Raw genomic sequence first — 20953 nt, 5'->3', positions numbered from 1 at the left:
TCATTAAATTTGTTGACATGCCATTTGCAATGTTTTAAATAAATTATCTTCGTAAAGTTGCCATCTGTGTCCTTCTTCTACTGTCCCTCTTTGAAATGAGATCGTTTGACCAGGCAAGAGCTGAGCAACTTTCCATAAATCGTGGTAAATAATCGTTCCAATTTTCGGATAGCCTCCTGTTGTTTGTCTATCCGCCATTAGTACAATTGGTTTACCGTCACTAGGGACTTGTATAGAGCCGAAAGCCACTGCTTCCGATAAAATGTCTTCGTTAATGTTTCTTCTTATTTTCTGACCTTCTAGCCTATAACCCATTCTGTCTGATTGAGGCGTAATCTTATAAGCGTGTGTGTAAAAGGTTGACACGTCTTCCTTTTTGAAATAAGCTTCTTGAACGTCCGGTATAACACGTACCATATGGTGAGACTGGTAAACCGGACGTAAACTATGAGCAAGACTTTTCCCTTTTCGCTTATCTAATTCATCTTTATCGTAATGAATCCCTGGTACCACATCCCCAGTTTCAAGCGCCTCACCTTTAATTCCACCAAGTTGGGATTTAGTGTGGGTTGATCTACTGCCTAGAACTTTATCTGTTTTCATTCCTCCGGTTATGGCCAGATACGCTCTTGCCCCGTATTTGGGTTTACCGAATCTCAGCGTTTGTCCTTTCCGAATATAAACACTCGTCCACATAGGTAATTTTTCATTATCAACGGTAGGAGATAAGTGTGCCCCCGTTACAGCGATAACGGTGTCCTCTAAAAATGTTAAACTCGGCCCGACCATGGTCATTTCAATCGCCGCTTCATCAAAAGCATTCCCTGCTAACAGGTTGGCCATTTTGAAGGCAAAGGGATCCATAGGTCCAGAGGGGACTATTCCATATTCCTGTTGCCCATATCTTCCACTATCCTGTATTGTCGTATGTAACCCTGATTCTTCTACTTTAATAAGTGAAATCATGTTCGCGTCACAGCCTTCACCTCTATGTCGTGTGCTAAAAACATCGCTCGCAATTCTTTAACGAAGGTGAGTGCCTGTTCACCGTCCCCATGGACACAAATCGTGTCTGCCGTAATGGGAATATCTGTGCCATCTGTAGCTAAAACCACTCCCTCAGCAACCATACGTAACACTCTCTCTTTTGCTATTTGTGTATTATGTATGATAGCTCCTTCTTCTGTACGGGACCTTAATGATCCATCAGGTTCATATGCTCTATCAGCGAATACTTCTTCCGCTACCTTTAACCCAAATTTCTTTCCTGCACGGACAAGTTCACTTCCTGCAAGGCCAAAAAGAACTAATGACGAATTAATATCTCGCACAGCCGAAGCAATCGCTTCAGCTATAACAGGATCTTTCGCTGCCATATTATATAATGCCCCATGCGGTTTAACATGATGGAGGGATTCTTGGTACAACTGCGCAAACCCTTGTAGACTGCTTACTTGATAGACTGTCATGTTGTACACATCTTCTGGTGTCACTTCCATCACACGCCGTCCAAAGCCCGGTAAATCAGGTAGTCCAGGGTGGGCACCTATGGCGACACCTTGTGATTTCGCCAGCTTAACTGTTTGATGCATCACATTAGGATCTCCTGCGTGGTAACCACAAGCCACGTTAGCTGATGTAATAAATGACAGAACCTCCTCATCTTGCCCAATACGATAGAGGCCGAAACTTTCGCCGATATCACTATTTAAATCGACTGACTTTCTTTTCATTGTTTCCACCTCCACTCTATCTCAATTCGATCTCAGGTTGATAGATTCCTTTCTCACATGCCTCAAAAATATCGTCATATTCCGTCACCGTAACAGGCTTAAATGAAAGACGGTCACCTGCTTGCAGTAATATAGGCTGAGAGCTCTCTTTGTCAAACAACTTCACCGGGGTATGACCAATTATTTGCCAACCTCCTGGTGAATCAATAGAATAAACACCTGTTTGCGCGCCAGCGATTCCTACTGAACCTGCTTTTACGTGCCCTCTAGGGGTTTGTCTTCTCGGGGTCGCAATAGTTTCATCCATACCTCCTAAATAAGGAAATCCTGGGGCAAATCCCATCATGTATACATGATAAATAGTGGTAGAATGACGCTTAATAACCTCTTCTGGTGTTAACTGATTATATTGAGCAACCTCCTCTAAATCAACACCTTTTTCTCCCCCATACAGGATTGGAAGTGTTATATGACGTGTTTTTCTCTCCTGCTTGATCTCTGATGACGTCATATCTACAATTCGCCGTAATTCATGTATCAAGGTTTTATAAGCAGGCGCTTTTTCTGGAGCATAATACATCGTTAACGTCACATACCCCGGCACCATTTCAGTCATATAAGAGAGTGTTGCTTGTTTTATTCGGTTATACATTCGACCTACTACTGCATTGGCTTCTTCGCTCAACCGATCACTAAACGTAATACGTATGGCACGATCGCCTAAAGGTGAAAACATCGGATACATAAGCTTCTCTCCCTTCAGGAAAGATTTGAGTTTTATTATAACAGATTGCTTGTCAGGAATGCACCGATCCCGTTCATCGGTTTGACCATTCCTAGTTATATTATACAGAATTCAAAAAAAAGAAGCTGCCTCTAAGAAAACAGTGCAACTTCACATGTTTGCTTGCTACTTAAACCCTTGATACTGTCTAACAACCGACCGATTTATTGATGAGATATGAGTTCTCCCTGTAATGGCAAGAGACGTATCTAAATCCTTTAGCAAGCTTGTAAGTATCGCTTTTACCCCTTGCTTCCCTTCAGTCAATCCGTAGATATATGGCCTACCGATGAGCACTGCATCAGCGCCTAAAGCAAGAGCTTTTATAATATCGGGGCCTCTTCTTATGCCTCCGTCTACTAAAAGTGGTATCCGGCCTTGAATTTTATCGGCAATGAGAGCGAGGGCCTCAAGCGCACTACCCGTGCCATCAAGCTGCCTTCCCCCGTGATTTGACACGATAATCCCATCTACTCCGTAGTCAAGTGCTAACAGGGCATCTTCTTCATCCATGATCCCCTTCAGTATGATAGGCAATGTGGTTTGTTGTCTTAGCCAGGCTAATCTATCCCATGTTAAATTTTGTCTTAATAAGATGCGTTTAATTGCTGGAATCTGTTCGTTCCCATGCAGCTCTCCATCCTGATTATATGTTGCTTGGAAAACAGGATCATTAAGAAAATTGGCGATGCCTGCGCCTGTCTCAATCGGAAAATAGCGATGATGCATATCTTTTTCCCGCCAGCCAAGCAAGGGCGTATCGACCGTCACAACAATCCCTGCATAACCAGCTGCTTCTGCGCGTGCTACAAAGCTGGCAGCCACATTGTCATCCGCTGGCCAGTACAATTGAAAGTAACAGGGGGCTTGGCCATTTATTTTAGCACTAATCTCTTCAAGGGAGAAAGAGGACACGGTACTGGCTACAAAAGGAACCTTTAATTCAGCTGCTCCTCCTGCCGCTGCTAGCTCACCTTCTGGATGAATGATCGTCTGAAAGCCAACAGGTGCTAGCATCAGTGGTGTCTCTAGCTTCTCATTTAGTAAGTGGACAGACAAGTCCCTTTCCGACACATCAGTGAGGACTTTCGGGACAATATCCCACCTACGAAATGCGTCCGTATTTTTAGTCAAGGTTTCCTCTGCCCCTGATCCACTGGCTACATAGTCAAAAGCGGGTGCTGGTAACGTACGCTTCGCTAATGCTTCCCATTCCTCCACAGTCACTGTATAATCACCAGATACATCAAAAGCTGCCACACAGAGTTCCCCCTTTAAATTAGTCCTTCTTTGCTCTAGACGCTAACAAGTTACCAATTGATTGAATTCCTTGGATTAAGATAATCAGAACGATAATGGACACATACATAACTTCTGGTTCATAACGAAGATGACCGTAACGATAAGCTAAGTCACCTAATCCCCCAGCTCCTACCAGGCCAGCCATCGCTGTGGCACCAATTAAGCCAATAACCGCTATCGTTAAGCCTAAAATAATCGACGGCTTCGCTTCCCTCACCATGACATGCCATATAATGTGACGGGTTTTAATTCCCATTGCTTCATAAGCTTCTAAAACACCTTTATCCACTTCCAATAAGGCTGATTCCATTAATCGCGCAATATAGGGAGCTGTATAAAAAACGAGCGGGAGGATAACCCCTTTTACGCCGATAGACGTCCCGACTATTAACTTCGTAAACGGCAATAGGAAGAAAAGCAAAATAATAAACGGAATTGACCGTAATATATTGATCACGATGTTAAGTGTTAAATACAGCAACCGATTATCCATGCTTTTACCAGGTCGTGTTAAAACGAGTAGAACTCCTAATGGCAACCCAATAACAACCGAAATGGATAATGATACTCCTACCATTTGAAAAGTTTCAAGCGTACTGCTCCAAATAATATCGCCCCATCGATCAAGAAACTCAGGAAAGTGTACAAAAAATTCTATTAAGCCAATCATGACACTGTCACCTCACTTATTTGAACGCCTTCATCACGTAAATACGCAAGGGCTTGATCTGTGTCCACTTTATCCCCTTCAATGTGAGCAATAAGCTTACCGAACGGTTTGTCCTTTAATTGCACAATATTGCCCGATAAAATATTTGTATGGACGTTAAATTTTTTCGAGACAGCTGACAGAGCTGGTTTATTTGCTGATGTTCCTACAAAAGTCAAACTAATAACAGGCCCTTTTTGACTTAATTCATCCAGTATATCGTTAGGAATGTCATGGGGAAAAATACTTTGAATAAAGCGTTTAGTCGTCTCATTTTTAGCATTGGAGTAAAGGTCAATCACATCTCCCTGTTCAATGATTTCACCATTTTCCATCACAGCCACACGGTCACAAATTTTTTGAATAACATGCATTTCGTGTGTAATGAGTAAGATTGTAATACCAAATTCTTTGTTAATCTTTAATAGTAGCTCTAATATGGCATCTGTTGTTTCAGGATCTAATGCACTGGTCGCTTCATCACTGAGTAAAATGTCAGGCTCATGAGAGAGCGCCCTTGCAATTGCTACGCGTTGCTTTTGACCACCAGACAATTGATTTGGAAAGTCATTTTTCTTGTTGGCCAGACCGACCACCTGTAAATATTTATCAACACGCTGAGGTATCTCATTTGTAGCCACACCCGCCAGTTTTAACGGAATGGCAATATTATCATAAACAGTCGCTGTTTTTAACAAATTAAACCCTTGGAAGATCATACCGATATTTTGCCTATTTGCCCGTAAATCTTCTTTTGACATATCATTTAAATGTTGGCCATTGACGATAACCTCTCCTGAAGTAGGTTTCTCAAGGAGGTTTACACAACGGACGAGCGTGCTTTTTCCGGCGCCACTATACCCGATCACGCCAAATATCTCGCCTTTTTTCACTTCTAGCGACACATTGGCTAAAGCGACTACGTCATCGTGCTTTTTCGTTGAAAATACTTTTGAAATATTGTTAAGTTGTATCACGATAACGACTCCTCACGTTACAAAAATAGTCTTTAAGTAAACGTACATTTACTGTATGAAGAAATATGACTCTATACTTGATAAAACGTCTCTTCAAGCAGAGGGCTGTTTCGTTCTTCTCTCATTGATTGGTCGTTGCGTCAATCAGGACATTAGCGCCCGTTAACTTCCGCCTAAATAGAATTATCTCTGCTCTATTTGGACGGAGGATTTTCACGGACAGTTATCTGCGATAAACGACAGAATGTCCCTTTATCGGGACATTCAATCGTCTAGCTTCTAAATTACCAAGAGGCAACAACTGAGCCTGCGAAGTTTTCTTCAATAAATTCTTTCACTTCGTCAGATTGATAAATCTCAATAAGTTTAGCGACTACAGCGTCATCTTTATTTTCAGCACGAACAGCAATCACATTTACCCAAGGCGAATCTTCCGGTTCAATAAACACAGAATCCTCAGTCGGCACATAACCATGCTCAATGGCATAGTTCGTATTAATTGCCGCGGCTTTCACTTCATCTAATTGACGTGGAATTTGTGATGCTTCTAATTCTACAAATTCAAGGTCTAAAGGATTTTCCTCGATATCACGGACAGTTGCCGCCACACCTGCCTCTTCGTCCAGCGTAATAAGGCCTGCGTCTTCAAATAGGATGAGGGCCCGAGCTCCGTTTGTCGGATCGTTCGGTAATCCGATTGTATCGCCTTCTTCAATGTCAGCCACATCATCCACTTCTACTGAATAAAGCCCCATTGGGAAGTTAACTGTTGTCGCCACGTCTACGATATCTAAACCTCTGTCTTCCCTAAAGTTTTCGAGGTACGGCATATGTTGGAAACTATTCACATCCAAATCGCCTTCATCTAACGCCACGTTAGGCATAACATACTCATTAAATACTTCTACATTAATAGTAAGTCCCTCTTCTTCCGCTAGTTCAGCTACCTTCTCCATGATTTCTTCATGTGGGCCTGCGGTGACACCCACTGAAATTTCTTCTTCAGATAATGCTTCCCCTTCAGAGTTTCCACCACCACATGCAGTAAGTACTCCTAACAATGACACTGTTGTAATTGATAATAATTTTTTCATGTGTTACATCCCCTTTTCTCTTTGTTGTATTTTAATAGCATTTTAGACGGTGCTGCCGTTGGTGTAGTTGTAACATTCTCGCACTAATAAAATAAGGAATAATAACTGTAAGAATTTAAGATTGGGTATGACTAGAATGTTAACAACTAATTTCTTAACCATGACTGACAGTGAGGCAAGGGCTGTTACACACTTGATATCACTTGTATTCTCTGTATAGAACAGACCACTCAGGAACAAGGATACTCACACTATCGCGCAGACATTTACCTGATTGAATAAACGGAATTTTATAAAAATTCAAAACGGCACTCTATCACCCTTTTCCCCGTCATTCTTTTAGCTTTGTTGCCCTCCAGGTAAAATAAAACCTCTTCTTAAAAAATAAGAAGAGGTTTGCCTAAATCCTGTCTCTTCTTATCTTTTCAAGCTTAACGCTTGCTGGAGTTGGCACATGGACTTGAAAGTCTGTTGCCGAGGCTTCATAGGGCCAGTCCCTCCGCCTCTCTGGATAAGAAAGTGTATTTAATTGTTTGAGTGTTATCATAACTTTACACAGTGTCAGATAAAATGTCAATTGATTTTTTAAAATAACGTCAGTTTTTTTAGAATATTAGATCACTTTGTCGAATAAAACGAACCTTCAATCAGTTAGGGCTTTCCTTCTTCTCCTACTGATTGGTAGTTGAGCGAATCAGGACATTATCGACCGTTATCTCTCTTTTCTATTTTGAGACGGTCGTTTTACGGACAGTTATCTATGATAGCCACTTTAACGAGTTGATATTCCTTTAGTTCTTATACAACTCGATTCGTCTATCATCAAATACTGGAATGGTTTCTCTTACGTGATTAACGTCATCTAGTTCTACTTCTCCATATAAGATCGTCTCTTCATTACCTGCTTCTTTAATGACGTTTCCCCATGGGCCAATAATCATTGAATTACCACCGAAGACATTATTAGGATCTGAGCCAATCCTATTACACGCTACAACAATACATTGGTTTTCTATCGCTCTGCTCACTAAGAGCGCACGCCAATGGTCGATTCTTGACTCCGGCCATTCAGCCACAACAAATAATACCTTCGTGTTTTGCAGCATATGGGTACGAATCCACTCAGGGAAACGGATATCGTAACATATGACGCCGGCACATAAATGGCCGTCCAACTTAAATAAGCCATCGTCATTTCCTTGTATGAGGTATTTTTCTTCATTCATTAGACGGAAAAGATGTGCTTTACTATATTCCTTAACGCGCTTTCCTTCTCGATCAACCACGAGCATTGTGTTTGTTATATGACTCCCGCTTTTTTTGGCGATTGAACCGCCAACAATATGAACGTCGTAGGTTTTTGCTAACGTTGAGATAAACGACCATGTCCTCTCCCCTTCGTTATCTCCAATCTGATCTAAAGCAGCTAAATCATAACCTGTCGTCCATAACTCAGGTAAAACAATGATGTCCGCACCGCCTTTTTCAACTGCTTCCCGACAGCGCTCACTCACCTTATTGTAGTTAGCTTCAGGCTGACCAAAGGCAATATCCATCTGAATAAGTGCTATTTTTAAGCCCATTTCCCTCTCCTTCTCTAGTCACAACCATTGTAAGTTGCTTTCGTTCGTATATGTTCGTGACGCCACTACTTTGCCAAGTTAAAGTAAGACTGAACGTGCTCTTCCAATTGACTCATCGCTGCCTCCACAGCTTCCATTGATGAGTGTTTCATAAAGTGAATGGACTCACCTTCTTTAGTAGCAGCAGACGCTGTTTTATTAAAAGCATCAGCTAAATTTCCAGACACGTTAAGATCAGTCAGACTAACAGGTAAGTTTAATCTGTTATAAAACGGCAATAATGTCGTGACTTCTTCTAAGTTATTATCCAAAGCAAGCTGGACAAGAATACCGTAAGCCACTTTATCACCATGTAAACAAGAATGTGTTTCAGGAAGTGTTGTTAGGCCATTATGAATGGCGTGAGCACCGGCAATTCTGCCATATCGATCCCCGTAACCACCGACCATCCCCCCTGCCATAATGATCGTTTCTATCACACGGATAAATGACGGCGTGACGGCTTTTTCCTCCAATGCCTTAATGGCGTCCAGTCCTTCATCAATAAGGACATCACGACATAATTGTGCAGCATGTATAGAGACTTCTATAGCAAGAGGCTTGGGCGCCATGTCTCGGATAAGCACCTCTGCTTCATACCACTTAGCAATCGTATCTCCTATACCAGCCCTCAAATAATCTTTAGGTGAATGAATGATAATTTCCGGATCTACAGCAACCATAAACGCATTATGAGGAAAGATTTCATAGTTAATAAACTTTCCATTTTCGTCATAGAAAACACTCAGAGGTGTCCACGGGGCGCAGTTAGATGCTAATGTTGGTACGAGAATATACGGCTTATTTACAGTATGAGCTATCGCTTTAACAAGGTCTAATACTTTCCCGCCTCCCACACCTATTAAGTGGTCGGCTTGTTCAGCGAGGACAGCCTGCTCCATTCGAGCAACTTCCACCTTTGAGCATTCTCCACCATATAGCATATGAGTGAGAGTGAGATCCAGCGATGCAAACTTCTCATGAGAAGCTTCCCATGATTTCACGCCATGAATAAGCGCCCCTTTCTTAAACCCTTGCTTTTTAATCACTTCTTCCATCCTAGTTAATGCTCCTGCTTCACACACATATATATTTGGTGCCCCTTGTACAGTTATCTGACTCACACTTTTCACCTCTACAATCAATTAATCTCATTATATTTTCTGTTCGACACATGAATAATTATGCAAATTATGACACTAGTCTACGTAAAGTGTCAAGATTTCAAACTTTACCACTTCTCTCCTTTACCAAAATAACGTACAATGGCTATTAATAAGTAAAATTGCTCGTTTATCTTATTGTATCGGTCCCTTGCCGATTTAACATTTAATGAGTTTATAAATAATGGAGTGTGACACTTATGAGACGTTTTGAGCCTTCTGATACGGTAAAAAGATTACCTGAACAGTTTTTCGCTAAGCTTGTGAAAAAAGCCCATGATTTAACAGACGCTGGACATGATGTAATAAATCTCGGTCAAGGAAATCCAGATTTACCGACTCCCACCCATATTGTTGACGAGTTGAAGTATGCAGCCGATAATCCCGAGTATCATAAATATTCTCCTTTTCGCGGTCAACTGTTTTTAAAAGAAGCGATCAGTGATTTTTACAAAAAAGAGTACAATGTCTCACTTGATCCCGCACGAGAAGTAGCTATTTTAGCAGGGTCTAAAACGGGGTTAGTCGACTTAAGCCAATGCCTATTGAATCCTGGAGACATAGCTCTGCTCCCTGACCCTGGCTATCCTGACTACATGTCAGGGATCGCTATAGCCCAAGCGTCTACGTCGTTTATGCCTTTACGAGCAGAACATGACTTTCTACCAGACTATGCTAGCCTTTCTTCAGACATTTTAGATCGGGCAAAACTAATGTTTTTAAATTATCCAAATAATCCTACAGCCGGGATGGCTACGCCGTCATTTTTCAATGAAACAGTTGAGGTTGCTAAAAGGCACCATATTTGCGTATGCCATGATTTCGCTTATGCTGCCATCGGGTTTGACGGTGAAAAACCACAAAGTTTCCTCCAATCTGAAGGGGCAAAAGAGATCGGTATCGAAATGTATACCTTGTCTAAAACATTTAATATGGCTGGTTGGCGTGCGGCCTTCGCTGTTGGTAATGCCTCTGTCATCGAAACAATTAACCTTATGCAGGACCATAAATATATGAGTTTATTCGGCGCTGTACAACAAGCCTCTATGCATGCTTTAGTCAGTCCTCAGGATGCCGTCCGTCAACTCGTCACAACCTATGAGAAGCGTCGCGACCTCTTCATTGACGCTTTACGACGAGCAGGCTGGCACGTACCAGCTCCAAAAGGGACATTTTTTGCTTGGCTTCCTGTTCCAGCCGGCTACTCTTCAGAGGAATTTGCTGATCTCTTATTAGAAAAAGCCCACGTGGTTGTGGCACCAGGGATAGGCTTTGGTGATCATGGTGAGGGGTTCGTTCGTGCCGGTCTTGTGGCTAGTGAAGAGCGTCTCCGTGAAGCGGCTGCACGCATTGAAAAACTAAATCTATTTTAAGCTCCTTAACAGAAAGACCTTGGGCATATCACATACGGCACCAAGGTTTTTTCTATTATTAGATTTTCCGCATTTTAATCTCACTGACTAAATGGTGCTTCCCTTTTTTTAAAATTAAATCTGCGCGATGACGAGTAGGTAAGATATTCTCGTGTAAATTTTTTCTGTTTATGTTATCCCATATGCTCTTAGCTGTTTCAAAGGCTTCTGTGTCACTGAGAGCAGCATATTTTTTAAAGTAGGAGGCCGGATTCCTAAAGGCCGTTTGTCGTAACGTTTTAAACCGTTCAACATACCAATTTAAAATGTTGGCTTCATCTGCATCTACAAAGATAGAAAAGTCAAAGTAATCCGACACGTACACTAAATCATCATAGACGTTCCCTGGACTTTTAGGAGGCTGCAAAACATTAATACCCTCAATAATAACAATGTCTGGCTGAGACACGACCTGCTTTTCGTCTGGGACAATATCATAGGTTATATGAGAGTAGACCGGGGCCTCAACTCTGGATTTTCCTGATTTTAATTCTTCTAAAAATGATAACAGGGCATGCACGTCGTAGCTTTCAGGAAAGCCTTTTTTATTCATGATTCCTCGCCGTTCCAATTCAGCATTCGCATAAAGAAAGCCATCTGTTGTCACGAGGTCCACATTGGGATGGTGATCAAAACGGGATAACAGAGTGTGTAGCACCCTGGCAATGGTACTTTTCCCTACAGCGACACTTCCGGCAATCCCAATAATGTAAGGTACTTTCTTTTCCTGCTTATGCAAAAACACGTAGCGGCTGCGGTATAACTCTTGCGATGCAACAGCATGAAGGTTAATCAATCGTGTCAGCGGTAAGTATATATCAGCTATTTCTTGCATATTAAGAACATCATTAACCCCTTTCAGACGTTCGATCTCTCTCGGGGTAATTTCCATAGGATAAGACTGCCGGAGCTTTGCCCATTCTTCTCTGGAAAACGTCATAAAAGGCGTTAAATTTTCTATCGTTCCCATCGACATCGGTGCACCTTCTTTATTACTCAGTTTTTGGATAAAATCAACCGCTATTAACACCGACTGCCATCAAAATGGACACTATTTATCGCTTATTCATGGCACTCTCTTGTTTACTACGGCTTATATTAACAAGGCATTGAACAACGTATTTACAATTTACTGAAATCGTTTACTAGATTATAACATGTTTTAATCTCATGTCGAGATTTTTGCTTCGTTTTTAGAGCCTCTTAATAGTTGTCACTTGCCACCTACATTTCCCCTAATTTACCTTATCATCTTGCTAAGTGTCTTGAGTCCTCTAGCTACTTCAACTAACTATTTTAATGGAAGTCAATTTGCACTACTGCCCCTTATTTGTGGCATACAATGTTATGTCACAAATAAAATTCTTCATTTCTAAGAATAGAGTCACGCCTAGCATCAGAGACTAATAATAAAAACGGACAGAAAGCAGGGAAGGCCAATGACTAATGACCATTTATCTCAGTTACCTGAGGACCCTTCATCATACTGGATTGCATCTACTTCTTTTTCTAATACTGAACCATTACAAGAAAACGTGGAAGCCGACGTTGTCGTTGTAGGTGCCGGTATTACCGGGATAACTGCTGCCTATTTACTTGTCCACGAGGGGTTTGATGTGATTTTACTTGATGCAGATAAAGTCTTGCATGGTACAACTGGACACACCACAGCAAAGATTACAGCACAGCACGACTTGTTTTATCATGAACTCATTAAACATACGAGCATTGACAAAGCACGCACCTATTATAACGTAAATGAGGAGGCAAAAAAATTTATTGAAACGATTGTACGCACTCATAAGATAGACTGTGGTTTTGAGACGCAAGATGCTGTTCTTTATGCCACCTCCTCTCAAGGTGCCACCGCACTCCAAAAGGAAATAAAAGCCTATGAAGCATTAGGAATTCCTCATGAGAGACTCTCTGAGGTTCCTTTCAATGAACCTGTACAGACAGCTTTAGCTATGATGGGGCAAGCCCAGTTTCATCCTTTACACTACTTAACTTTTTTGTTGGAGGCATTTAAAAAACGTGGTGGAAGAGTATATGAAAACACGACAATAACCGGCATGGTAGAAGGAGATCGTCCCGTATTGGAAACGCGACAAGGTAATTACCTGATTAGCGATTTCGTTTTGTCATGTACTCACTTTCCATTTTACGATGCTAATAACTATTATTTTACGAAAATGCACGCTGAGCGCTCTTATGTTATTGCCGCTAAAGCTCCTAACATTCAAGGCATGTATTTAAGTGTCGACACCGCCCTTCCAAAACGTTCAATTCGTTCCGCTACTATTGATGGAGATAATTATTTACTTATCGGTGGAGAAAGCCATAAAACGGGGCAAGGTAAGGATCAATTTGACCACTATAAGGCACTTCAATCCTATGCGGAGCATGTTTTTAGCGCCACGGAATTTCCCTATCGCTGGTCAGCACAAGACTTATACACATTGGATAATATTCCTTATGTAGGTGTTCTCACGGACAATGAACCAAACACCTTTGTGGCCACTGGATATCGAAAATGGGGGATGACAAGCGGGACTGCTGCCGCTATTATGCTTAAAAATTACGTAGTGGGTAATGAAACGGAGGAAATGGCCTTATTCGACCCTAACAGATTCTTAATTAATCCGAGCTTAAAACATTTCTTAAAACATAATTCTGATGCCACGATGCGTTTCTTTACGGATAAGCTAAAGCCTGCACCGAAAAAAATTGACGATATTGGTGTTGGGGAAGGAGGAATTGTTTCAGTTAACGGGAGACGGGCTGGTGCTTATCGTGACAAAAATGGGGACATGCACGTCGTTGATACGACTTGCACACACTTAGGGTGTGAGGTGCATTGGAACAACGGTGATCGAACATGGGATTGCCCTTGCCACGGCTCTAGGTATGACGTTAATGGTCATGTTATTGAAGGTCCTGCTAACGAACCATTAAAACCATTACCCGAATAAATGTACATTAAAGTTAAAGGGGAAAACACCAAACTGCTTCCTGTTACCTCATGTGAGTGCATGTGATGAGATATGATTAAATTGATGATCACTAGGGTAAAGAAGGTATAACATTCCTTTTCGCCTTTTCATGTGATTGTCATTAAACATTTCGAAAGGGGTGCCTCATGAGGTATAAACGACAAGAAGCGATGCGATGTGAATTTAGACACCCGCTTGATACAACTTTCTTTATAAGTTCATTGAATGGGAAACCCTATCGCTCTTCTCAAGCTAAAGGGACGATTCTAAATGCCAGTTTAGGTGGTCTACGCTTAAAAGCGCCTCTTGACCTTCCTGTTAATAAACAGTTAGAAGTGACATTCACATTCACTATTGCACACTGCTTCCTAACCGTACAGGGGCGTCCTCTTTGGAAAAAACGTGATAAAAATGCCTTTATTTATGGGATCAAACTTACCACCGACACACATGAAAAAGACATGCTAACAGCGCTAAAAGCTTATAACAAATGCTATTAATAACACCGCTCCCCATCTGAACTCTTTACACAGGTTTAGTCTGTTTGTACATATGGGAATAGATTAGGAGAAACTTTTTAAGGAGGCTAATGATGACTAAGAAGATATTGATGGTGTTAACGAGTCATTCAACAATAAATGACCAAGCCACTGGCCTTTGGTTAGAAGAATATGCCGCACCTTATGCCACATTTGTTAAACACGGCTTTGATGTCACGGTTACAAGCATTGAGGGTGGGCAAGTCCCCCTTGACCCGAACAGTCTGCCTGATGAGGAAAAATTTGAATGGCAAGAAGCACAATCAAAGCTTACTAATACAGAGAAGTTATCAGATAAACATATCTCTGGGTTCGATGCCGTCTTTATACCTGGTGGTCACGGCACCGTTTTTGATTTTCCTGAAAATGAAATGCTGAAAAGACTCCTGCAAGAACACGCAGAAGACGGGACGATTCTTGCATCGGTTTGTCATGGACCGAGTGCGTTTGTAAATGTTACGTACAAAGATGGCACCCCTCTCGTCCAAGGGAAAAAAATAACGGCCTTTACGGATGAGGAAGAACGGGAAATGCAATTAGATGATGCCGTTCCTTTCTTACTTGAATCAGAGTTAAAAGCCCGTGGCGGCAAATTTGTCCGTGGCGATAAATGGAGCGATTATTCAGTGCATGACGGTCAGCTTATTACTGGTCAAAACCCAATGTCCAGTCAAAGCACGGCCGATAAAGTGGTTGAAGCATTAAGAAACTAAATGTAAGTTTCGGTAAGTGATATAGGCGTCTCCCCCTTTTTAACATTTGCTTGTTGATAACCTATTATCAACATGTGGGGGAGACGCTTTTTGCGTGGCGTCACTTGGGGGAATTAAACGTGCCGGCTTATAAGGCATCATGCTAAAAGAGGAGATGACCACTCAAATCGAAGGGACAGAAGAAATAATCTCCTGCCCAAGTGTTTTCTTTATTTTTTGTCTGTACACAGTTCGCTAGCTACAAGCTTTTGTTATCTGCCCTTATTTTGCTCCGCTTATAACTTAAATGAACTTTTTAACTCAACAATTCGGTTGAAGACAAGCTTATCTTCATGAGAATCTTTCGGATCAACGTTAAAATAACCGTGACGGAAAAATTGGAATTTATCATTCCCTTTGACGTCAGCCATGTTCGGCTCTACATAGCCATGGACAACGTCCAATGACTCAGGATTAACGGCATCAAGGAAGTCGTCACCGCTTTTTTCATCATCAATTAAGGAATTATATAAGCGGAATTCGGCTTCTTTCGCATGAGTTGCTTCAACCCAATGAAGTGTCCCTTTCACTTTACGTCCTGTAAAACCACTGCCGCTCTTCGTCTCTGGGTCATACGTACAGCGAAGCTCAATGACATTGCCTTCCTCGTCTTTAATGACTTGCTCACATTTAATAAAGTAAGCATGCTTTAAACGCACTTCATTACCTGGAAAGAGGCGGAAGTATTTTTTTGGCGGGTTCTCCATAAAATCACTTTGCTCAATATAAATTTCCCGTGAAAAAGGAATTTGCCGTGTCCCCATCGTTTCATTCTCAGGATTAACCTCAGCATCCAACCACTCCACTTCCCCTTCTGGATAGTTCGTAATGACTACTTTCAAGGGTTTTAAAACGGACATCGTGCGCGGTGATTGTAATTTTAAATCTTCACGAACAAAATGCTCTAGCATGCGTACGTCTACAAGATTGTCCGCTTTACTTACACCGATCTCGCGGCAAAATGTTTTAATAGAATCAGCGGTAAATCCACGGCGTCTTAGGCCTGACAGGGTAGGCATTCGCGGATCGTCCCAGCCATCCACATAGCCTTCATCCACGAGCTGTTTCAATTTACGCTTACTCATGACCGTATTTGTCAAATTCAACCGAGCAAATTCAATTTGCTTTGGCGTACCTTCTATTTCTGTATGTTCCACTACCCAGTCATACAATGGCCGCTGATCCTCAAACTCTAACGTACAAATGGAATGTGTTACACCTTCAATGGCATCTTCAAGTGGGTGCGCATAGGAATACATTGGATAAATACACCACTTGTCACCGGTATTATGATGTTCAGTATGAGAAATTCGGTAAATGACAGGATCTCGCAAGTTAATGTTCGGTGATGACATGTCTATTTTAGCCCGAAGCACCTTTTCTCCATTGGCAAATTCACCTTTTCTCATCTTTTCGAAAAGTGCAAGGTTTTCGTCAACACTCCTGCTTCGTGACTCACTTTCTTTACCTGGCTCAGTTAAGGTACCCCGATACTGGCGGATTTCTTCCTGTGTTAAATCTTCTACATATGCGAGGCCTTTCTTAATGAGCAATACGGCACGTTCATACATCTCTTCAAAGTAATTAGACGCATAAAATAAACCGTCCCATTCATAACCAAGCCACTGAATATCTTGTTTAATGGCATCCACAAACTCTTGGTCTTCTTTCAATGGATTTGTATCGTCAAACCGAAGATTCGTCTTGCCGTTAAAAGCATCTGCCAACTCAAAGTTTAAGACGATTGATTTGGCGTGACCGATGTGCAAATAGCCATTTGGTTCTGGTGGGAACCGTGTCACTACATGCTCGTAGGTTCCTTCATCCAAGTCCTCTTGCACAATATACTTAATGAAATGTGATGAATTATTTACATTTTCACTCATGTCTCTACACCTTTCTATCACAAAAGTTCTGTTCATGATTACCATCTTTAAAATAGTCTACATTTTTAGAGCCACTTTATTAACATCGATACGACTGAGCAGTCGACAAAAGTAACTAATCTGTTTAAATAACATGTCTATTATTCGTTATATCATAAATAAGACTGGATATCTATGGATGACCTTACTTTTCACTCGTTGCGTAATTTCATTTATTTCTTTTTTGTAGCCATCCCCTCTGAAAGGCCTAATCATTCACTAATTATCCATGACCTAAAGATAGGACTTACAAGCATTTAATGGCATATTTTGTGACAAATGTGTAAATGTATTGATTACTTTAGTCCTATTGTGATACTTTTAATTATGTTCAATATAACACAATAATAATGGGCAAACCTGTTGAAAAACAGGGACGCAAAGCTCCAGGTCTAACGCTTTTAAAAAGTTAAGATGGCTGAGTTGCTTAACATATTAGCGTTTTACGTATGTTACCGGACCCCCATTATTAAAGTGGGGATTTTTTTATGTTTAAAAATATGATTGGAGGTTACTGAATGAAATCACTTAATGACGTGCAAAAGCTTTTCCCTAGTGAAGATGGCAATCGTGAAAGCAGAGAGAATTTCCTGCAATTAATTACCACTCTTCTAGAAAAAATGGATGGGATGAAGCGTCCAGATTACGCTAGTTTAGGACATGAGAAACAGCGTGAAACAAATTTTTATCAGCAGCTCATCCAAACAGCTGAAGTCCCCCTACAGGGTGAAAGTCTGTCTCACTTAGTAGACAGTATGACAAGCTTAATGACAGGGCACCCCTATCATTCCCGATACTTTTTGACGAATGTCCTTCCGATGGCAAGTATTCCCGGACTCATAGGTCAACTAACAGCCTCCCTATTGAATGGGAATAATTTATGGGATGTTTATGGTCCGGCCGGTGCGGAGGCAGAAACGAAAGTCATTGCCATGATGTCACGTATTGCTGGCTTTGATGTCAATGAGAGCTGGGGATATACAACATGGGGTGGACAAGGAGCTGTCTTTACGGGACTCCGCCTTGCTATTGCAAAACATTGTCCTGATGCAGTGGAGCACGGTGTTCCTGATAATCTGTATGTGTTCTCCTCTGAGCAAGCCCATTATAGTTTAATTAAATCAGCTGAAGCCACTGGTATTGGACGAAGCCATGTGATTAAGGTTCGTACAAAGCGAGATCACGCCATGGACGAACAAGATCTTGCCTCTAAAATGGCAAAAGTGATTGAAGAAGGAGGTAAACCTGTTTACGTTGTGGCTACAACTGGTACAACTGATAACTTTGGTATTGACAATATTCAGGCAATCAAAGATACGACAAATGCCCTTACAGATATGCATGGCTTACCTCCTGTTCATATTCATGCTGACTCAGCTCTCGGAGGATTCTATGCCTTTTTTAACGCGTACGATTTTAAGGTAAATCCGTTAAACTTTGAAGAAAAGGTGCTTACTGGATTGCAGATAATCACCTCTAAAATGCAGCATTTACACTTAGCTGACAGCTTATGTTTTGATTTCCAAAAGCTCGGTCAAACACCTTATGCAACCAGTCTTTTCTTAGTGAAAAACAAAGAAGATTTGTCATTAATTGATTTAGATGCTGCCGAATCACCATATGTCGGTGACAGAGGTTACGGTGACTATCACACAAGCTACACATTAGAATGCTCACGAATGGCCAGCTCCATTGCCATTATGGCAGCGTTACAACTTTTCGGGGTAGAAGGTTATCAAATACTGTTGGCTAACTATGTAAGAGTCAATCTTGTTTTTCGAGAAAAGCTTCAAGCAACTTTACCTGAGTTATGTGTCACGAATCCATTAAACCCCGGTCCTGTGACAGCCTTTAGGCTGTATAGCAAGACTAACAATTGGGAAATGGAAGTAGAGGGCCAGTTAACGAAAGAACAAATAATGGAAACAAATAAAAGAAATGAAGCTCTCTTCGAATATTTCGGTGCCCATAGAGCCCGTATTTTCCTAGGTGACACAAAGAAATTTGATCTTGTCCCATGTAAAAATGATGGGGAATTGCAGCCGGTTTACGTCTCTAAGTTTTTTACGATCTCACCTTATACGGAAACAGATCACATTCCTGACGTGATCACCTTTATACAAGAAGCGGTAGAAGCAACTAAATCAACAGAAAGTGAGGTAACGTTCTCATGTTAAACGTTTCATCATCGTTATTTAAAAAGTTTCTTCTTGGTATTATGGGACCTATGATTCTCTTTGCTCTCATCTTTAGCAGTGTCATATATTACTTTTCCAGCCAGTTAATTGATGATTATGTGATTCCTAGCTTTGAAGACGCCTTGACAGTGAATATGAGCCTGATGAGCGATAGTATTGACAGTCAATTAGTCCAAGCGGCTCATGAAGGTGACAGCAATGCCCTTGCAGAACTTCAGAGTGAGGTTAACAGTTTCCAAGAGTCTTCAGGTGTAGCAAATGCTTACGTATTGGGTCAATCAGGTAATGAAGAGTATATCATTGCCTTAAGCCAATACGATGAGACGATGGAGACCTACACCTTCTCTGATGATATGCACACAGCTATGGGAGGAACGGATGCTATAAGTGAGATCTATGAAGATGAATTCGGAACATTTAAATCTTATTTCTCACCAGTTGAAGGAACGGAGGCCATTTTTGGATTAGATCGTGATGCCTCATTTGTGAGTGCAGCTAGTACCCGGGGAATTATCATATCTCTCATCCTAGCTGGCGGTATGATTATCGCCTCTATCGTGATTTCTATTGTCATTACTCGTAAAATCAGCCTACCTGTTACAGCACTGGCAGACCATGCAGAAAAGGTGGCACAAGGCAACTTAAACATTGAGGATATTGACGTCACGTCTAAAGACGAGTTAGGCCAGCTATCGGAACATTTTAATAAAATGGTTCGTGACTTACGTATGATGATTTCCCAAGTTGGGGATAAAGCAACCCAAGTGGCTGCCACATCGGAAGAACTTTCTGCGAGTTCCGAGCAGACGAGTGAATCCATCTCCCATGTAAGTGAAACGATTCAAATGATCGCATCCTCATCAGGGGATCAACAAGAACGTATGGAAGGCTTAAATGATTATTGTAAAGCTTTGTCTGTTGAGATGGGCGAAGTAGCCAATGAAGCGGCAACCACAGCTCAAATGTCAGAAGAAACGGCCCATGCTGCTAAAGAAGGCGCTACTTCTATTGATCAAGCGATAACCCATATGACGGCGATTAACGAGCATGTTAGCCAATCTGCAGATGTTGTCTCAAAGCTGCAAGAAGAGTCGCGTGCAATTGGTGAAATTGTAACGATCATTACTAGTATTGCCGACCAGACGAACCTCTTAGCTCTTAACGCCTCAATTGAAGCAGCTCGAGCAGGAGAAAATGGGAAAGGCTTTGCTGTCGTAGCTGATGAAGTACGAAAATTAGCTGAAGAATCTGGAACTGCCGCTAATCAGATTAAAGAAAAAATCGAACAAGTACAAAATCAAGCTATCGCTTCTGTTGAAACTATGACTGAAGGGTATCAAGCTGTGAAGGAAGGTACTGAAGCTGTTAATCAAGCTAATGAATCGTTTGAAAGAATTGAAAAAACAGCGATCGATTCCTCTAACAGAGTTAATAGCATTAAAGAAGCATTGGCGATGATGGACGAAGCTATTTCCGTTAACGTTAAAACCATTTCTGAATTAACAGAGATATCCAACGACGTTTCCAGTAGTATTCAAAGCGTTTCTGCAACGAGCGAAGAACAAACCGCTATTATGGAAGAAGTGGCTAGTGCGTCTGAATCATTGTCTAAAATGGCTGAACAATTACAACATTCGGTTCAAAAGTTCAATACAGAGAACAAATAATAGCATTGAACACCTTCAAAAACCTAGCACGGGCAAAATTGCCTCAGCTAGGTTTTTTGGTGGTAGATCTCATATTAACATCA

General features: G+C 41.4%; 17 protein-coding genes and 2 riboswitches. Of the genes, 6 read left to right on the top strand and 11 right to left on the bottom strand.

The genetic code is table 11. The features are described 5' to 3' along the window. Window positions 1-3: 3 nt before the first annotated feature. From BK581_RS14660 to BK581_RS14620, 9 genes are all read right to left on the bottom strand, one after another. Window positions 4-966, bottom strand: a complete 963-nt coding sequence (locus tag BK581_RS14660) for a 5-oxoprolinase subunit C family protein (RefSeq protein ID WP_078578860.1) — start codon at window positions 964-966, stop codon at window positions 4-6. Further along, a complete protein-coding gene (locus tag BK581_RS14655; RefSeq protein WP_078578859.1) occupies window positions 963-1733 on the bottom strand; it encodes a LamB/YcsF family protein in 771 nt (256 codons plus the stop codon). Before BK581_RS14655 ends, BK581_RS14660 begins: the two co-directional genes overlap by 4 nt. Window positions 1734-1749: 16 nt before the next feature. Further along, window positions 1750-2478, bottom strand: a complete 729-nt coding sequence (gene pxpB, locus BK581_RS14650) for a 5-oxoprolinase subunit PxpB (protein WP_245829066.1) — start codon at window positions 2476-2478, stop codon at window positions 1750-1752. A 165-nt stretch (window positions 2479-2643) separates the two neighbouring features. Continuing rightward, entirely contained in the window at window positions 2644-3777 is a 1134-nt protein-coding gene (locus tag BK581_RS14645) for an alpha-hydroxy-acid oxidizing protein (protein ID WP_078578858.1), read from the bottom strand. A gap of 19 nt (window positions 3778-3796) precedes the next feature. Beyond that, window positions 3797-4489 carry a methionine ABC transporter permease gene (locus tag BK581_RS14640; protein ID WP_078578857.1) on the bottom strand — a complete coding sequence of 231 codons (693 nt, stop codon included), beginning with the start codon at window positions 4487-4489 and terminating at the stop codon, window positions 3797-3799. After that, window positions 4486-5505: a methionine ABC transporter ATP-binding protein gene (locus tag BK581_RS14635; protein ID WP_078578856.1), complete on the bottom strand. Its 1020-nt coding sequence runs from the start codon at window positions 5503-5505 to the stop codon at window positions 4486-4488. Before BK581_RS14635 ends, BK581_RS14640 begins: the two co-directional genes overlap by 4 nt. A 284-nt stretch (window positions 5506-5789) precedes the next feature. Next, the gene (locus tag BK581_RS14630; protein ID WP_078578855.1) at window positions 5790-6599 is read right to left on the bottom strand and encodes a MetQ/NlpA family ABC transporter substrate-binding protein; all 810 of its coding nucleotides are present in this window, start codon (window positions 6597-6599) and stop codon (window positions 5790-5792) included. Between the two features lie 414 nt (window positions 6600-7013). Next, window positions 7014-7117: riboswitch (SAM riboswitch) on the bottom strand. A 273-nt stretch (window positions 7118-7390) separates the two neighbouring features. Beyond that, entirely contained in the window at window positions 7391-8182 is a 792-nt protein-coding gene (locus BK581_RS14625; protein WP_078578854.1) for a carbon-nitrogen family hydrolase, read from the bottom strand. A 65-nt stretch (window positions 8183-8247) separates the two neighbouring features. Then, on the bottom strand, window positions 8248-9345 hold the full coding sequence (locus BK581_RS14620) for an iron-containing alcohol dehydrogenase family protein (protein WP_095995557.1): 1098 nt from the start codon (window positions 9343-9345) through the stop codon (window positions 8248-8250). 239 nt (window positions 9346-9584) lie between these two features. Here BK581_RS14620 and BK581_RS14615 point away from each other — a divergent pair, with 239 nt between their 5' ends. Further along, entirely contained in the window at window positions 9585-10757 is a 1173-nt protein-coding gene (locus tag BK581_RS14615) for a pyridoxal phosphate-dependent aminotransferase (protein ID WP_078578853.1), read from the top strand. Between the two features lie 58 nt (window positions 10758-10815). Here the strand turns inward: BK581_RS14615 and coaA are convergent, their stop codons facing one another. Continuing rightward, window positions 10816-11772: a type I pantothenate kinase gene (gene coaA, locus BK581_RS14610; protein ID WP_372898823.1), complete on the bottom strand. Its 957-nt coding sequence runs from the start codon at window positions 11770-11772 to the stop codon at window positions 10816-10818. A 463-nt stretch (window positions 11773-12235) separates the two neighbouring features. On the opposite strand from coaA, the gene BK581_RS14605 reads away from it, so the two are divergent. From BK581_RS14605 to BK581_RS14595, 3 genes are all read left to right on the top strand, one after another. Then, the gene (locus tag BK581_RS14605) at window positions 12236-13768 is read left to right on the top strand and encodes an FAD-dependent oxidoreductase (protein ID WP_078578852.1); all 1533 of its coding nucleotides are present in this window, start codon (window positions 12236-12238) and stop codon (window positions 13766-13768) included. 167 nt (window positions 13769-13935) lie between these two features. Then, window positions 13936-14289, top strand: a complete 354-nt coding sequence (locus BK581_RS14600) for a PilZ domain-containing protein (RefSeq protein ID WP_078578851.1) — start codon at window positions 13936-13938, stop codon at window positions 14287-14289. A gap of 92 nt (window positions 14290-14381) precedes the next feature. Continuing rightward, window positions 14382-15041: a type 1 glutamine amidotransferase domain-containing protein gene (locus tag BK581_RS14595; RefSeq protein WP_078578850.1), complete on the top strand. Its 660-nt coding sequence runs from the start codon at window positions 14382-14384 to the stop codon at window positions 15039-15041. Window positions 15042-15316: 275 nt separating this feature from the next. Here BK581_RS14595 and BK581_RS14590 read toward each other — a convergent pair whose 3' ends face one another. After that, window positions 15317-16966, bottom strand: a complete 1650-nt coding sequence (locus BK581_RS14590; protein WP_078578849.1) for a glutamine--tRNA ligase/YqeY domain fusion protein — start codon at window positions 16964-16966, stop codon at window positions 15317-15319. Window positions 16967-17348: 382 nt separating this feature from the next. Then, window positions 17349-17436: riboswitch (cyclic di-GMP riboswitch) on the top strand. Between the two features lie 87 nt (window positions 17437-17523). On the opposite strand from BK581_RS14590, the gene BK581_RS14585 reads away from it, so the two are divergent. Together BK581_RS14585 and BK581_RS14580 are read left to right on the top strand one after the other, a co-directional pair. Further along, a complete protein-coding gene (locus BK581_RS14585; protein ID WP_078578848.1) occupies window positions 17524-19182 on the top strand; it encodes a pyridoxal phosphate-dependent decarboxylase family protein in 1659 nt (552 codons plus the stop codon). Beyond that, the gene (locus tag BK581_RS14580) at window positions 19176-20870 is read left to right on the top strand and encodes a methyl-accepting chemotaxis protein (protein WP_078578847.1); all 1695 of its coding nucleotides are present in this window, start codon (window positions 19176-19178) and stop codon (window positions 20868-20870) included. The genes BK581_RS14585 and BK581_RS14580 overlap by 7 nt, the downstream gene beginning before the upstream one ends. The last annotated feature ends 83 nt before the right edge of the window (window positions 20871-20953 follow it).

Source organism: Salipaludibacillus agaradhaerens, assembly GCF_002019735.1.
GTDB classification, from domain to species: Bacteria; Bacillota; Bacilli; order Bacillales; family Salisediminibacteriaceae; genus Salipaludibacillus; species Salipaludibacillus agaradhaerens.
Note: the sequence above shows the minus strand (reverse complement) of the source record. Positions and strands in the feature narration are given on the sequence as shown.